At 68.3% G+C, this 13,806-nt stretch carries 14 protein-coding genes; 5 read left to right on the top strand and 9 right to left on the bottom strand.

All coding sequences use genetic code 11. The features are described 5' to 3' along the window. The 5 genes from ncot_RS05170 to ncot_RS05150 all read right to left on the bottom strand — a co-directional run bounded on the left by ncot_RS05170 (position 1) and on the right by ncot_RS05150 (position 5,532). The gene (locus tag ncot_RS05170; protein ID WP_168616648.1) at positions 1-939 is read right to left on the bottom strand and encodes an alpha/beta hydrolase; all 939 of its coding nucleotides are present in this window, start codon (positions 937-939) and stop codon (positions 1-3) included. 9 nt (positions 940-948) lie between these two features. Then, complete coding sequence (locus tag ncot_RS05165; protein ID WP_168616647.1) at positions 949-1,518, bottom strand: hypothetical protein; 570 nt, start codon at positions 1,516-1,518, stop codon at positions 949-951. A gap of 155 nt (positions 1,519-1,673) precedes the next feature. Next, positions 1,674-3,461 carry a methionine--tRNA ligase gene (metG, locus tag ncot_RS05160; RefSeq protein ID WP_168616646.1) on the bottom strand — a complete coding sequence of 596 codons (1,788 nt, stop codon included), beginning with the start codon at positions 3,459-3,461 and terminating at the stop codon, positions 1,674-1,676. Positions 3,462-3,580: 119 nt separating this feature from the next. Next, positions 3,581-4,846, bottom strand: coding sequence for an N-acetylmuramoyl-L-alanine amidase (locus tag ncot_RS05155; protein WP_168616645.1), 1,266 nt, complete (start codon positions 4,844-4,846; stop codon positions 3,581-3,583). A gap of 86 nt (positions 4,847-4,932) precedes the next feature. Next, entirely contained in the window at positions 4,933-5,532 is a 600-nt protein-coding gene (locus ncot_RS05150; RefSeq protein WP_168616644.1) for a disulfide bond formation protein DsbA, read from the bottom strand. Between the two features lie 179 nt (positions 5,533-5,711). Between ncot_RS05150 and pepN the strand changes: the two genes are divergently transcribed. Beyond that, positions 5,712-8,276 (top strand): aminopeptidase N, encoded by a 2,565-nt coding sequence (gene pepN, locus ncot_RS05145; protein ID WP_168616643.1) that lies wholly within the window; start codon positions 5,712-5,714, stop codon positions 8,274-8,276. Between the two features lie 135 nt (positions 8,277-8,411). Here pepN and ncot_RS05140 read toward each other — a convergent pair whose 3' ends face one another. Further along, on the bottom strand, positions 8,412-8,789 hold the full coding sequence (locus ncot_RS05140) for a DUF5130 family protein (protein WP_168616642.1): 378 nt from the start codon (positions 8,787-8,789) through the stop codon (positions 8,412-8,414). After that, positions 8,767-9,075, bottom strand: coding sequence for a hypothetical protein (locus ncot_RS05135; protein WP_168616641.1), 309 nt, complete (start codon positions 9,073-9,075; stop codon positions 8,767-8,769). The genes ncot_RS05140 and ncot_RS05135 overlap by 23 nt, the downstream gene beginning before the upstream one ends. Before the next feature lie 124 nt (positions 9,076-9,199). Between ncot_RS05135 and ncot_RS05130 the strand changes: the two genes are divergently transcribed. Both ncot_RS05130 and ncot_RS05125 read left to right on the top strand, forming a co-directional pair. Then, positions 9,200-10,240, top strand: coding sequence for a mechanosensitive ion channel family protein (locus ncot_RS05130; protein ID WP_168616640.1), 1,041 nt, complete (start codon positions 9,200-9,202; stop codon positions 10,238-10,240). Between the two features lie 33 nt (positions 10,241-10,273). Then, positions 10,274-10,660: a globin gene (locus tag ncot_RS05125; RefSeq protein ID WP_168616639.1), complete on the top strand. Its 387-nt coding sequence runs from the start codon at positions 10,274-10,276 to the stop codon at positions 10,658-10,660. Here the strand turns inward: ncot_RS05125 and ncot_RS05120 are convergent. Together ncot_RS05120 and ncot_RS05115 are read right to left on the bottom strand one after the other, a co-directional pair. Beyond that, positions 10,644-11,537 (bottom strand): thioesterase family protein, encoded by an 894-nt coding sequence (locus ncot_RS05120; protein WP_168616638.1) that lies wholly within the window; start codon positions 11,535-11,537, stop codon positions 10,644-10,646. The two genes, ncot_RS05125 and ncot_RS05120, sit on opposite strands and share 17 nt — an antisense overlap. 42 nt (positions 11,538-11,579) lie before the next feature. Next, positions 11,580-11,762, bottom strand: coding sequence for a hypothetical protein (locus tag ncot_RS05115; protein ID WP_168616637.1), 183 nt, complete (start codon positions 11,760-11,762; stop codon positions 11,580-11,582). Between the two features lie 155 nt (positions 11,763-11,917). On the opposite strand from ncot_RS05115, the gene ncot_RS05110 reads away from it, so the two are divergent. Both ncot_RS05110 and ncot_RS05105 read left to right on the top strand, forming a co-directional pair. Further along, complete coding sequence (locus tag ncot_RS05110) at positions 11,918-12,526, top strand: TetR/AcrR family transcriptional regulator (RefSeq protein ID WP_168616636.1); 609 nt, start codon at positions 11,918-11,920, stop codon at positions 12,524-12,526. Between the two features lie 41 nt (positions 12,527-12,567). Then, positions 12,568-13,794 (top strand): acetyl-CoA C-acetyltransferase, encoded by a 1,227-nt coding sequence (locus ncot_RS05105; RefSeq protein WP_168616635.1) that lies wholly within the window; start codon positions 12,568-12,570, stop codon positions 13,792-13,794. Positions 13,795-13,806: the final 12 nt, after the last annotated feature.

Genomic DNA, 13,806 nt, shown 5'->3' with positions numbered 1-13,806 from the left:
TCAGACCAGCATGCGCAGGAACCCGGCGACCTGACGCGTCAACGGCTCCGCCGCGTCGAACGCGTCGGGGTGGCGCCAGAAGCCGTGCAGCATGCCCAGCTGCCGCGAGGCGACCACCCGCACCCCGGCCTCGGCCAACAGGTGGGCCAGGTGCTCGCCTTCGTCCCGCAGGGGGTCGTGCTCGGCGGTGACGACCAGTGTCGGCGGCAGGGTGTCGAGGTTGGTGGCCAGGAGGGGCGCCAGGTCCGGGTTCGTCAGGTCGGCCTCGGTGGCGGCGTACTGCTCCCAGTACCACTGGGCCTCGGCCCGGTCGAAGCCCTCGGCCGCCGTCCCGTAGGAGTCGAAGCCGGCCGTCGGGTCGAGGAACGGGTAGATCAGCGCCACCCCGGCGAACCGTCCCGGATGGCGCAGCGCCGCCACCAGCGCGAGGTTCGCCCCCGCACTGTCGCCGTGCACGAACAGCGGGAGGCCTTCGGACACCGGGAACCGATCGCCGCGCGCTTCCTCGCGGTAGGTCACCGAGCTCTGGCCGGCGAGCGGCGAGTTGTCCTCGAGCCAGCGCAGCACGGTGTCGACGTCATCGGGAGCCGCGGGGAACCTGTGCTCCGGCGGTCGCCGGTAGTCCACACTGAGCACGGCCATGCCGCTGCGGTTCGCCAGACGGCGTACGGCGGCGTCGTGCACGTCGACGTCGTTGAACACGAACCCGCCGCCGTGCAGGTGGATGATCAGCGCCGGCGCCGCCCCACGCGGTCGGTAGAACCGGCACGGCACTCCCCCGGCGTCGACGTCACGCACCTCGTGCACGTCCTCGCGGGGCAGCAGGGCGGCCGTTGCCCGGGCCTCGGCACGAGCGGCGGCGATGTCGTACGACGGATCGGTGACCGGGAGCTGTGCGGCGTACGACTCGACCGCACGCCTGGCCTGGGGGTAGAGCACGCGTCGAGGCTACCGGGCCATCAGCGCGTCGAGGCCGACCGCCATGGCCGCCGCGACGCGGAAGTCGACGCGGTCGTCGTGGACGGTGACGGTGTACTTGTCGCGCAGTGACCCCTTGCGCTCGCTCGACATCAACGGCTTGCCGTTGGCGTCGTTGAAGTCGAAGTGGAACCGCAGGAAGGGGATGTCGGAGAAGCGACGCAGGATCGCGACCAGCTGGCTGCGCTCACTGCCGGTCCCGGCGAACCCGGGTCCCTCGATGTGGAAGGTGGAGTTGAAGAGGCTGGCCTTGAAGTCCTTGCGGAAGAACCCGATCGGTCGGCCCTGCTCATCGGTCACGTCGTAGCCGGCGTTGAGGTCCAGCTTCTTGCGGGCCTTGAAGCCGAAGACGGGACGCGTCTTCGAGGCATCGCTGAAGAACGTCACCTGCTCCTTGAAGGCCAGGCGCTTCTGCTCGGCCAGGGCCATCAGCTGGCCCTCCGTGCCGTCGGGGTTGGCTGCGATGACCTCGTAGCGGTTGACCATCATGGTGATCTTCTGCTTGACGAAGAACTGGGGCACGTACATCTCGGCTGTCATGCAGGGAGCCTGTCCAGCTCCGCCAGGTCCCAAACCCGGAATCACTGCGCTGCGTTCATTTCGGCAGGAAGTTCGTCATACGTCGCGAGTCGCTGAGCGCGCCACGCCTGAGGACGGTCTGAACGTCCTGCCGAAATGACCGGCCAGCGAGCCGCTCAGCTCTCGAGCCGCGCCAGCTCCTCGTCGATGACGGCAGTGTCGAGCTTGATGAAGACCGGCGTGGGCTTCGCCACTGGCGTGCCGACGGCGATCGGCACCCGCTTCCACTGCCGGACCCCGGAGTAGTCGCCGGTGATGATCGGGTAGCCGGCTCCCCCGTCGAGGTCGTCGGCCTCGTCGATGCGGGGCTGCGGCTGCACATCACCGGAACCACCGAAGACGAGGTCGACGGCGTTGGCCGAGAACGGCAGGAACGGCGAGAGGACCAGGTTCAGGTCGGCGACGCACTGCGCGACCACGTGCAGGACGGTGCCGAGGCGCTGGGGGTCGTCCTTGATCTTCCACGGCTCCGCGTCGGTGACGTACTTGTTCACCTCGGCGACGGTGCGCATCGCCTCTCCGATCGCCTGCTTCTGGCGGTGCGCGCCGATCAGGTCACCGACCGTGGCGAAGGACTTCTCCACCTCGGCCAGGATCGTGGCATCGGCCTCGGTCAGGTCACCGGCAGCGGGGATCTCGCCGAAGTTCTTCGCGATCAGGGTGGCGGTGCGGTTGACGAGGTTGCCCCAGCCGGCGACGAGCTCGTCGTTGTTGCGACGGACGAACTCCGACCAGGTGAAGTCGGAGTCCTGGTTCTCGGGGCCGGCGGAGGCCACGAAGTAGCGGAACGCGTCGGGCTGGTAGCGCGCGAGCAGGTCACGGACGTAGATCACGACCCGCTTGGACGAGGAGAACTTCTTGCCCTCCATCGTGAGGAACTCGCTGGAGACCACCTCGGTGGGCAGGTTGAGGTCGCCGTAGGTGTGCAGCTCGCCTCCCTTGCTGCCCTTGCCCGAGTAGGCCAACAGCTCGGCCGGCCAGATCTGGCTGTGGAAGGTGATGTTGTCCTTGCCCATGAAGTAGTAGGACAGCGCCTCCGGGTCGTTCCACCAGGTGCGCCACGCCTCCGGGTCACCCGAGCGGCGGGCCCACTCGATGCTCGCCGAGAGATAGCCGATCACCGCGTCGAACCAGACGTAGAGCTTCTTGGTCGGGTTGTCCTGCCACCCCTCCAGCGGAACCGCGATGCCCCAGTCGATGTCGCGCGTCATCGCTCGCGGCTTGATCTCCTTGAGGATGTTCTGGCTGAACCGGATCACGTTGGGGCGCCAGGTGCCCGAGGCCTCGCGCTCGTCGAGCCAACCGGTCAGTGCCTCGGCCAGCGCCGGCAGGTCGAGGAAGAAGTGCTGGGTCTCGATGAACTCGGGGGTCTCGCCGTTGATCTTCGACCTCGGGTCCTTCAGCTCGTGCGGGTCGAGCTGGTTGCCGCAGTTGTCGCACTGGTCGCCACGCGCACCCTCGGCGCCACAGATGGGACAGGTGCCCTCGATGTAGCGGTCGGGCAGGGTGCGGCCCGTCGACGGCGAGATCGCGCCGTACGTCGTCTGCTCGACGAAGTAGCCGTTGTCGTGCACCCCGCGGAACATCTCCTGCACCACGGCGTGGTGGTTGCGCGTCGTGGTCCGCGTGTAGAGGTCGTAGGAGATGCCGAGGGCGGCCAGGTCCTCGGCGATCATCCGGTGGTTCCTGTCCGCGAGCTCCTGCGGGCTGACCCCGGCCTCGTCGGCTGCGATCAGGATCGGCGTTCCGTGCTCGTCGGTGCCTGAGACCATGAGCACGTCGTGACCGGCCATCCGCATGTAGCGGCTGAACACGTCGGAGGGCACACCGAAACCGGCCACGTGGCCGATGTGGCGCGGGCCGTTTGCGTACGGCCAGGCGACGGCGGACAGAACTTTGCTCATGGGTGAATCCTAGGAGTACGCCGACCGCGGGCGCGCATCGGTTTCGTCACTGGACGGGAATCGACGACGCACGGCCACCTGGCCCCTGTTCCGCGCTGCTCGCCGGAGACCCCGAGCGACTACTGCGGAACGGCGTACTTGTCCATCCGCTTCTGCGTGCGCCGCCGGATGGTGGGCAGCTTGTCGTAGAGCTTCTGCCCCGGGCACGCGGTCTGGTTCGTGTCGCGGTGCCCGTCGATCCGCGGCAGCTTCACCGTGGTGCCGGCCGGGAAGCGATCGCTGCCCTTCGAGGTGATCCGGACCCTGCCGGTGGCCAGCCTCTTGCCGTTCTTGCCGAACTTCCACGCCGCGAGCTTGACGATCGCGGTGCGGGCCTCACGCCGCGGGTCGGCCGACTCGAAGTTGCCGATCATCGCGATGCCGACGCTCTTGTGGTTGAAGCCGAGGGTGTGGGCGCCCCGCACCAGCCGGTGCGCTCCCCCGGAGCGACCGACCCAGATCCGGGCGAACCGGTCGACGAGGAAGTTGTAGCCGATGTCGAACCAGCCCAGCGAGTCGGTGTGGTAGTTGTACATGCCGCGGATCATCCGTGGGACGTCCGAGCGCGAGTAGCCGTTGCCGCTCGCGGTGTGGTGGATGTGCACCTGCTTGAGCCGCTTCATGTAGACCGGCGTGCCGTTCAGCTTCCTCGGGTCCGGGTTCCACGTGCGGCGCGCGTTCAGGTTGGGCCGCGGGGCGTGACGCGTGCTCGTGGCGAGACGGGCCGTGACGGGTTCGTCCTCGGCTGCGGCCACACGGGCTGCCGCCGTCCTCTCCGCCTTGTTCGACTCGGTGGTCGAGGTCGTCCTGGCGCGGTCCGAGGAGGTCTCCCCCGGGTCGATCAGCACGAGGTCCACGTCGTCGGCACGCGCGTTGCTCGACCTCACCTGGACGCCATCGGCCGATCCGACCCACACGAGGTCGCTCGCTCGTCGGTCGACCGCCCGGCGTCCCTCGGCCGACCCTCGTTCGGGGCCGTCACCCAGGGGTTCGAGGTCCTTCCACGTCGACCAGTGACCGTTGCGGCGTACTCGGACGGACGCGCCGGGATCCTTGCCCCGCCAGGTCAGCGCGACCTGGGAGAAGGTGCTGGTGCTCAGCCGGGGCGACAGCGTGCCCTGCGACGAGCTGCGGGCGGCGGCCGGGGCGGCGTCGGCCAGCGGCACGGTCGCCTTGGAGACCAGTCCGTCCGCCTGGAGCTCGAGCATGATGTCGGGTTCGGCGCTGGTGGCGGACGGCGGGCTCGCGGCTGTGGCGACTCCCCCGGGAAGCACGGTCAGGGCGACGGCCAGCGTGGTGCCGACCAGGACTGAGAGGTGGGCACACGAGCCCCGAGTGAAAGACATAACCCCTTCATCATGCGTCACATCTGTCACAAATTCGACCCCGGAGGTCGAGAAGCGGACCTGGCCGGCCCGATCCTGGCGCCCGGTCAGGTGAAGTCGAGCTCGCCGGTCCGGGTGCGCTTCAGCTCGAAGAAGTGCGGGTACGCCGCGAGGCCGACCGTGGCATCCCAGAGCTTGCCCGCCTCTTCCCCACGAGGCGTCTTGGTGATCACCGGGCCGAAGAACGCGGTCCCCTCGATCGAGATCACAGGAGTGCCGACGTCCTCGCCGACCTGGTCCATTCCTTCGTGGTGGGACTGCTTCAGCAGCTCGTCGAACTCGGTCGACTCCATGGCGTCGGCCAGGTCGAGCGGAAGCCCGGCGACCTCGAGGGCGGTGACGACCATCTCCCGGTCGAGGGGCTTCTTCTCGAGGTGGATCTGGTTGCCCATCGCCGTGTAGAGCGGCAGGAGCACCTCGTTGCCGTGCGCCTGCTCCGCCGCGATGCACACGCGCACCGGCCCCCAGGCCGGCCTGAGCATCTCGCGGTAGTCGTCCGGGATGTCCTTGTCCTGGTTGAGGTAGGCCAGGCTCATCACGTGCCACGACACCTCGATGTCGCGGACCTTCTCCACCTCGAGGATCCATCGCGAGGTCAGCCAGGCGAACGGGCAGAGTGGGTCGAACCAGAAGTCAGCTCTCGTCATGACAACAGACAACCACCGCGGGCCACCATCTGTTCCCCGGCCCGCCGCTGCCCCGTTCGGCAGCCCGGTCCGGAGGCCCGTCCGGAGGCCCGTCCAGAGGCCGGTCCGGGAGGCCCCTCCGGGAGGCCCGTCAGGTAACAATTGGATCGCGCTGTGACGTGGGTGACATGATGCAAACCATGCCTGGAACAAACCTCACCCGCGAGGAGGCGCAGACCCGCGCCAAGATCCTCGCCGTCGAGTCCTACACCGTCGACCTCGACCTCGCCCCCAGCAGTGACCGTCCCGCGACCACCTTCGGGTCGACCACCACCATCAGGTTCAGCTGCCGCGAGCCCGGCGCCGAGACGTTCGCCGACCTGGTCGGTGCGACCGTCCACGAGATCACCCTCAACGGGCGAAGCCTCGACCCCGCAACGACGTACGCCGACTCGCGCATCGCGCTCGGCAACCTCGAGGCGGAGAACACCTTGGTGGTGGTCGCCGACTGCACCTACTCCAACACCGGGGAAGGCCTGCACCGCTTCGTCGACCCGGTCGACGACCGCGTCTACACCTACAGCCAGTTCGAGGTCCCCGACGCACGTCGGGTCTACACCACGTTCGAGCAGCCCGACCTGAAGTCGGTGTTCACCTTCAACGTCACCGCCCCGTCCGAGTGGGTCGTGGTCTCCAACGCCGCCACTCCCGAGCCGGTGCAGCTGCGCGACGGTGTCTCGGTGTGGAACTTCCCCGAGACCAAGAAGATGTCCACCTACATCACCGCGATCGTGGCCGGTGAGTACCACGCCGAGTTCGACACCTACGTCGGCAAGTACGGCGAGATCCCCCTCGGCCACTACTGCCGCCAGTCGCTCAAGGAGCACATGGACACCGCGGACCTGGTCCGCACCACCAAGCAGAGCTTCGAGTTCTTCGAGGAGCAGTTCGACTACCCCTACCCCTTCGGGAAGTACGACCAGCTCTACGTGCCGGAGTACAACATGGGGGCGATGGAGAACGCCGGCTGCGTGACGCTGCGTGACGAGTACCTCCCGCGCTCCCGTCAGCCCCGCTCGTTCTACGAGTTCCGCACCTCGGTGATCACCCACGAGATGGCGCACATGTGGTTCGGTGACCTGGTCACCATGAAGTGGTGGGACGACCTGTGGCTCAACGAGTCCTTCGCCGAGTGGGCCTGCTACTGGTGCGAGGCGGAGGCCACCGAGTTCACCGACGCGTGGACCGGTTTCGCGAACGCCCGCAAGCAGACCGGGTACCGCGCCGACCAGCTGCCGTCGACGCACCCCATCGCGGCCGACAACGTCGACCTGCACGCGGTCGAGGTCAACTTCGACATGATCACCTACGCCAAGGGCGCGTCGGTGCTCAAGCAGCTGGTCGCCTGGGTCGGGCTCGAGCCCTTCCTGGCCGGACTGCGCCAGTACTTCAAGGACTTCGCCTTCGGGAACCCCGAGTTCAAGGACCTGCTGGCCTCACTCGAGAAGGCCTCGGGGCGTGAGCTCCAGAGCTGGGCCCAGGAGTGGCTGCAGACCGCTGGTGTGAACACGCTGGCACCGTCGTTCGAGGTCGACAGCGACGGCAGGTACACCTCGTTCAGCGTGCAGCAGAGCGCCCACCCCGACTGGCCCACCCTGCGTCGTCACCGTCTCGGCATCGGCCTCTACAACCCGGTCGACACCGGCGACGGCCCGCGCCTGGTGCGCAGCGACTACTTCGAGGTCGATGTCGACGGCGCGGCCACCGACGTCAAGGAGCTGGTCGGAATCGCCCAGCCCGCCCTGCTCCTGCTCAACGACGAGGACCACGCCTACGCGAAGATTCGTCTCGACGAGTCGTCCCTCTCGACGGCGATCTCTGGCCTCTCCGACTTCGACGACTCCTTGGCTCGCGCGCTGGTCTGGGGCTCGGCCTGGGACATGACCCGTGACGGTGAGATGTCGACGAGCGCCTGGCTCGACCTGGTGCTGGCCAACATCGGCAACGAGACCGATGCCTGGGCAGTGACCAAGCTCCCGGCCTCCACGGCCCTGGCGGTGAACTTCTACTCCGACCCGGCCGGGCGTGACGCGCTCAAGGAGCGCTGGGAGTCCGGGCTGCGCGAGCTGTTCCTGGCTGCGGAGCCGGGCAGCGACCACCAGCTCACCTTCGCACGCAGCTGGGCCAGCGCCGCCAGGAGCAGCGCGGGCCTGGACGAGGTCGCCGGCCTGCTCGACGGGTCGTTCGTGGTCGATGGCCTGGCCGTCGACCAGGACCTGCGGTGGGGCCTGGTCACGGCGTTGGCCGCGTCCGGTCGCTTCGGCGAGTCCGAGATCGCCGCCGAGCTCGAGCGCGACAAGACCATCTCCGGCCAGGAGAGTGCCGCCGCAGCACGGGTGGCGCGCCCCGACGCCGACGCGAAGGCCGCTGGGTGGGCCGCGATCATGGATCCGGCCACGCCCAACGAGACCTCCCGCGAGATGGTCTTCTCGATCTTCCGCTTCGGCCAGGAGGACGTGCTCGAGGGCTACCTCGACAAGTACCTCGAGGCTGCGGAGACCGGCATCGACGTGCTCGGGTTCCACAAGGGCTCCGTCGTGCTCGAGTACGGCTTCCCCAAGCCGCTGGCCTCCCCGGCCGTGGTCGAGCGCCTCGATGCCTGGCTGGCCGGCACCACGGCCCCGAAGGGCGCGGTGCGCTACGTCAACGAGGCCCGTGACGAGATCGTCCGGGCCTTGGCTGCGCAGGCCTGCGACGCCGGCTGACCGTCGCACGCCGGGGGCGGGGCGAGCTGGCCCCGCCCCCCGGCCGAAACGGGAACTGCCCGGCCGAGATGTCGGCCGGGCAGTTCTCATGTCCCCGGGTGCCGGGGAAAGGTGGGACCAGTGGGGGTCGCGGGGTCAGACAGAGGCGTGCGCGTGCTCGGCGATCTGGCTGATGCCCTGGCGCAGACCGTCGGCGAGGTGACCCTCGGCGAAGAGTGCCTGCATCGCGGTCACGACGTGCTCGATCTCGGTGTCGCTGACCTTGCGGCGCACGGCGGCCCCGGTGACGATCTCGAGCACCCGTGAGGTCGGGTCGACCAGGATCAGGATGCTCTTGGTCGGGGCGACGAGCGTGTTGTGCAGCCGCGTCGCGAACGGACGCGCGGCTCCGTCCGTGTCGCCGACGTAGACCGAGAACTCGAAGCGGCACAGCTGCTCCGACTTGCGGATCGTGGTGTCGATGGCGAGCCGCTCGGCGTTGTTGAAGAAGTCACCACTTGCCACTTGCGCCACCCGCCTGCGACTCCTCGGTGTCGGGTGCGGCGAGCTCGTCGTTGCTCTTGCGCGGTCCACCGAACCACTCGGCGTCGCGGCCGGAGCCGGCCGAGTCCCTGTCGCGGCGCGCCATGGCCGGGAGGTAGACCAGCAGGGCGATCAGGATGAACAGCGCCAGGGGGCCACCGACCAGCAGCAGGATCGCGTGCACGGGGTCGACGTCAGCGGGGTTGCTCCAGCCCTCGGGAACGTTGGCGTGGGCCGGCGAGGCGAGCACCACCCCGGAGAGAGCAATGCTCAGCATGGCGGAGGTCGTTGCCATTCGTGCCGCGCGTCGCACCGCGCGTGTGTTCGTGGAGATCATCACATTCGCCATGTTATCGGCTCTGCACTTGGTGCGGGTCGTCGGTGCCCGTAGCCTCCCTCACATGTCTGCGCTCGATCGTTATTCCCCCCAGTGCGACCCCGACCAAGCGATCTCCTGTCGACTCACCTGGAAGCTCACCCACAACCAGACCGCGGCGGACGTCGCCGAGTGGGTTCTCGGCCGGCCCACCGCGATCCTGGTCCTCATCCTCATCGGGCTGATGGTCCGCTGGCTGATCCACCGCACCATCGACCGCACGGTGCGCCATGCCGAGGAGGGTCCGGTCCGCATGGGCCGGATCCCGTTGGGCGGCAACGCCACGCTCGGCTCCGCCCTGCGCCGGGGCGACAGCAAGAGTCACAGTCGCCGCGTCCAACGCGTCCGCACGATGGGCTCGCTCCTCAAGAGCATCACCACCGGCATCGTCTTCACGATCGTGGCGATGATGTCGATCGGCCAGCTCGGCTACGACATCGGCCCCCTGCTGGCCAGTGCCGGGATCCTTGGTGTCGCCCTGGGTTTCGGTGCCCAGGCCCTGGTCCGCGACTTCCTCTCGGGCATCTTCATGATCTTCGAGGACCAGTACGGCGTCGGCGACCAGGTCGACGTCGGCGAGGCCTCGGGCGCCGTCGAGGCAGTCGGGCTGCGCGTCACGCGCCTGCGCGATGTCAACGGCACCGTCTGGTACGTGCGCAACGGCGAGATCCTGCGGGTCGGCAACATGAGCCAGAACTGGGCGCGCACCGTGCTCGATGTCGCGGTTGCCTACCACGAGGACCTCGCCCGGGTCCGCCAGGTCCTGGGCGAGGTCGCCCACGACCTGTGGGAGGACGACGAGTTCAAGGGGCTCATCATCGAGCCGCCCGAGGTCTGGGGTGTCCAGGACATCGGGCCCGAGGGCGTGCACGTGCGGGTGGCCCTGAAGACGGCGCCCCTCGAGCAGTGGGGCATCGGTCGCGAGCTCCGTCAGCGGATCAAGGCACGTTTCGACTACGAGGGCATCGAGGTGCCCTACCCGGAATGGGTGGTGAAGGCATCAGGTTGGCAGGACGCTCCCGGACCGAGCACGCTCCCCGCCGACCACGGGGACGTGCCCGGTTGATCGCCGGTTGATCGAGGCCGCCACAATGGCCGCATGGTCAGTGAGGCTTCGACGTACTACGACGAGATCGGTGGGTTCGAGACGATCCGCCGCATCGTCGACCGGTTCTACGAGGGCGTCGCCACCGACCCGCTGCTGCGCCCGATGTATCCCGAGGAGGACCTCGGACCGGCGGCCGAGCGATTCACGTTGTTCCTCGTGCAGTACTGGGGTGGCCCCACGACGTACTCCGACAACCGTGGGCACCCACGGCTGCGGATGCGGCACGCGCCGTACGACGTGACCCCGGCGGCCGCCGAGCGGTGGCTGGTGCACTTCCGCGCCGGCCTGGACTCGGTGGAGCTGCCGCCGGAGCAGGACGCCAAGTTCTGGGACTACGTGACCCACGCAGCCCAGTTCATGGTCAACTCCCCCGGTTGAGCTCGCGTCGGAGGCTCTGCCGGTAGGCCTCGGGAGCCGGCGCTGCGCGCTGGGTCGCCGCGTCGAAGGTGACCATCACCACGCGGGCCCGGCTCAGCAGGGTGCCACCGGCTGCGGCGTCGCCGGTCGACGGATCGCGGATCTCGGACTCGATGACGAACGACGAGCCGCCCACGTGTGACACCCAGGAGTGGACGTCGTACTCCTCGGGCCGGAAGAGGATCGGGACGCGATAGTCGACATCCATCTGGGCCAGCACCACGGAGACGTCGTCTGTCTCTTCACTGTTCTCCTCCCAGATGCGCCGCATGTAGGCAACGCGCGCCTCCTGGAAGAACTCGAAGTACTTCACATTGTTGACGTGGCCGTAGATGTCCACGTCGGAGAAGCGGACCCGGAGCGGGTAGTGCCCCACCTCGTTGTGGCGCGCCGGTGAGGCCTCCGGGCCGGACGGAAGCGGGCTCGCCTCGAGGAAGCGGCCCAGTGTCTCCTTCTCCGCGGCGGAGATCCGACGGGGTCGCTCCTCGGCGAAGACGAACGGCGTGAGCACGCTCGTCGCGCGGAGGTAGACCACTCGACCCTCGGGGGTCTCGTCGTAGACCTCGTAGGCCATCGTGAAGGTGGCTGCCCTGATCTCACTGACCCAGCAGTCGATCATCACCGGCTGGCTGCGGAAGGTCAGCGGACGGAGGTACTTCACGTCGTGCCGGACGACCACCACGCCTTCGGCCAAGTCGGTGGCCCGACTGTCCGGGGCGTGGGTGAGCAGCATGTCGATCCTGGCTTCCTGCAGGTAGTCGACATAGGTCACGTTGTTGACGTGACCGAGCAGGTCGAGGTCGGCCCACCGGACGGGACATTCATAGACGTGGCGCACGGCGCAAGTGTCCCAGAGTCGAGGGCCGGACCGGCCAGTGGATCAGTGGCTGAGGGCGAGCCGCCGGTAGTAGGTCGGGATCGACTGGTTGCGGGCCACCCGGACCTCGTGGTTGGACACGAAGAAGGAGACCAGCATGCTGATCGCGAGGATGCCGGCCATCGCGGCAAGGCCGATGAAACCGGCGGCGAACCACGCTGCGTGGGGAAGGAGTTCGAAGGTCATGGCGAGATCCTTTCTACAAATGTAGTATCTCTACGCAAATGAAACTACATCTGTAGTGGATTGCAGGCAAGGTGAGCGGTAGTGTCCTCCCTCACAGCCCCCGCCCGACTCATCCCCCGGCCCACCCATCCGACCGATCTCACTTGAGAGCGACCATGCCCGGAACCGAGCTCAGCCCGCGCCGCCGCCAGCTCCTGGAGGCGGCCATCGACGTGGTGGCCGAGCACGGCATGCGCGGCCTGACCCACCGGGCCGTCGACCGTCGGGCCGGCCTCCCGGAGGGATCGTGCTCCAGCTACCTGCGCACCCGTCTGGCACTGCAGAACGCGCTGGCCGGCTTCGTCGCCGCCCGGTTGGCCGATGACGTGTGCGGCCTCTCCGAGCAGCTCTCGGCCAACACCGAAGGCGTCGCGTTCGCGGTCGAGGCGACCCGGAGCCTGTTCCTCGGGTGGCTCGCGACGCCGTCGCTCCTGGTCGCCAAGCTCGAGCTCACCATGGAGGCCTCGCGCAACGCAGCGCTTGCCGACCTCTTCGGCGACTGGCGGCGCGACCTCGTCGTCCAGGTCGACCGGATCATGGCCGACGCAGGACGCGATCACGGGACCGAGCGTGCCGAGGCGCTGGTCGCCGCGCTGGACGGCGTGCTCATGAGCGCGTTGCTCAAGCCCGAGGGCGAGCAGGCTGCCCACGTCACGAACTGCCTCTCCCACCTGATGCTCCCACTCCTCGGGGACGAGCCGAACTTGGCAGCGTCAACGCACTAGGCTGCAACAAGCCTGACCCCATTCCCCCAGATCGGAGAACCATGCCCGAGGCAGTCATCGTTTCTGTTGCCCGCTCCCCCATCGGTCGCGCGAACAAAGGGTCCCTCAAGGACTTCCGCCCCGACGACCTGTCCGCACTGATCGTCAAGGCCGCGCTGGACAAGATCCCGGCCCTCGACCGCAACACCGTCGACGACCTCTACCTCGGTTGCGGCCTGCCGGGTGGCGAGATGGGCAACAACATGGGACGCATCGTCAACGTCCTCAACGACATGGACCAGGTCCCCGGCGCCACGATCACGCGCTACTGCGCGTCGTCGGTGCAGACCACCCGGATGGCCTTCCACGCGATCAAGGCCGGCGAGGGCGACGTGTTCATCTCCGCCGGGGTCGAGACCGTCTCCCGCTTCAAGAACGGCACCTCCGACCACATCCCCAACACACGCAACTCGGTCTTCGACGACGCGGTGGCTCGCACGGAGGTGAATGCCAAGGGTGACGGCACCACCACGCCCGACTGGCACGACCCCCGTGAGGACGGCGTGCTTCCCGACGCCTACATCGCGATGGGCCAGACGGCGGAGAACGTCGCTCGGCTGCGCGGCCTGTCGCGCCAGGAGCTCGACGAGTTCGGCGTCCGCTCGCAGAACTTGGCCGAGAAGGCCATCGCTGACGGGTTCTGGGCCCGCGAGATCACCCCGGTGACCACCCCGGACGGCACCGTCGTCTCCGCAGACGACGGCCCGCGCGCGGGAGTCACCTACGACGCGATCTCCCAGCTGCAGCCGGTCTTCCGACCGGACGGCCTGGTCACCGCCGGCAACTGCTGCGCGCTCAACGACGGCGCGGCCGCCGTGGTGATCATGTCCGACACCAAGGCCGCCGAGCTCGGCCTGACGCCGCTGGCGCGGATCGTCTCCACCGGTGTCTCCGGGCTCTCCCCCGAGATCATGGGCCTGGGCCCGGTCGAGGCGACCAAGCGCGCGCTCGCCAACGCCAACATGAGCATCGGCGACATCGACCTCGTCGAGATCAACGAGGCGTTCGCCGCCCAGGTCGTGCCGTCCTACCAGGACCTCGGCATCGACATCGACCGACTCAACGTCAACGGCGGAGCGATCGCCGTGGGCCACCCGTTCGGCATGACCGGCGCGCGCCTGCAGAACACGATGGTCAACTCGCTCGACTGGCACGACAAGTCCACCGGCCTGATCACCATGTGCGTCGGTGGCGGCCAGGGCATGGCGCTCATCCTCGAACGCGTCTGATTCCCGTCCAGC

Origin of the sequence: Nocardioides sp. JQ2195 (assembly GCF_012272695.1) — a bacterium.
GTDB lineage: Bacteria > Actinomycetota > Actinomycetes > Propionibacteriales > Nocardioidaceae > Nocardioides.
Note: the sequence above shows the minus strand (reverse complement) of the source record. Positions and strands in the feature narration are given on the sequence as shown.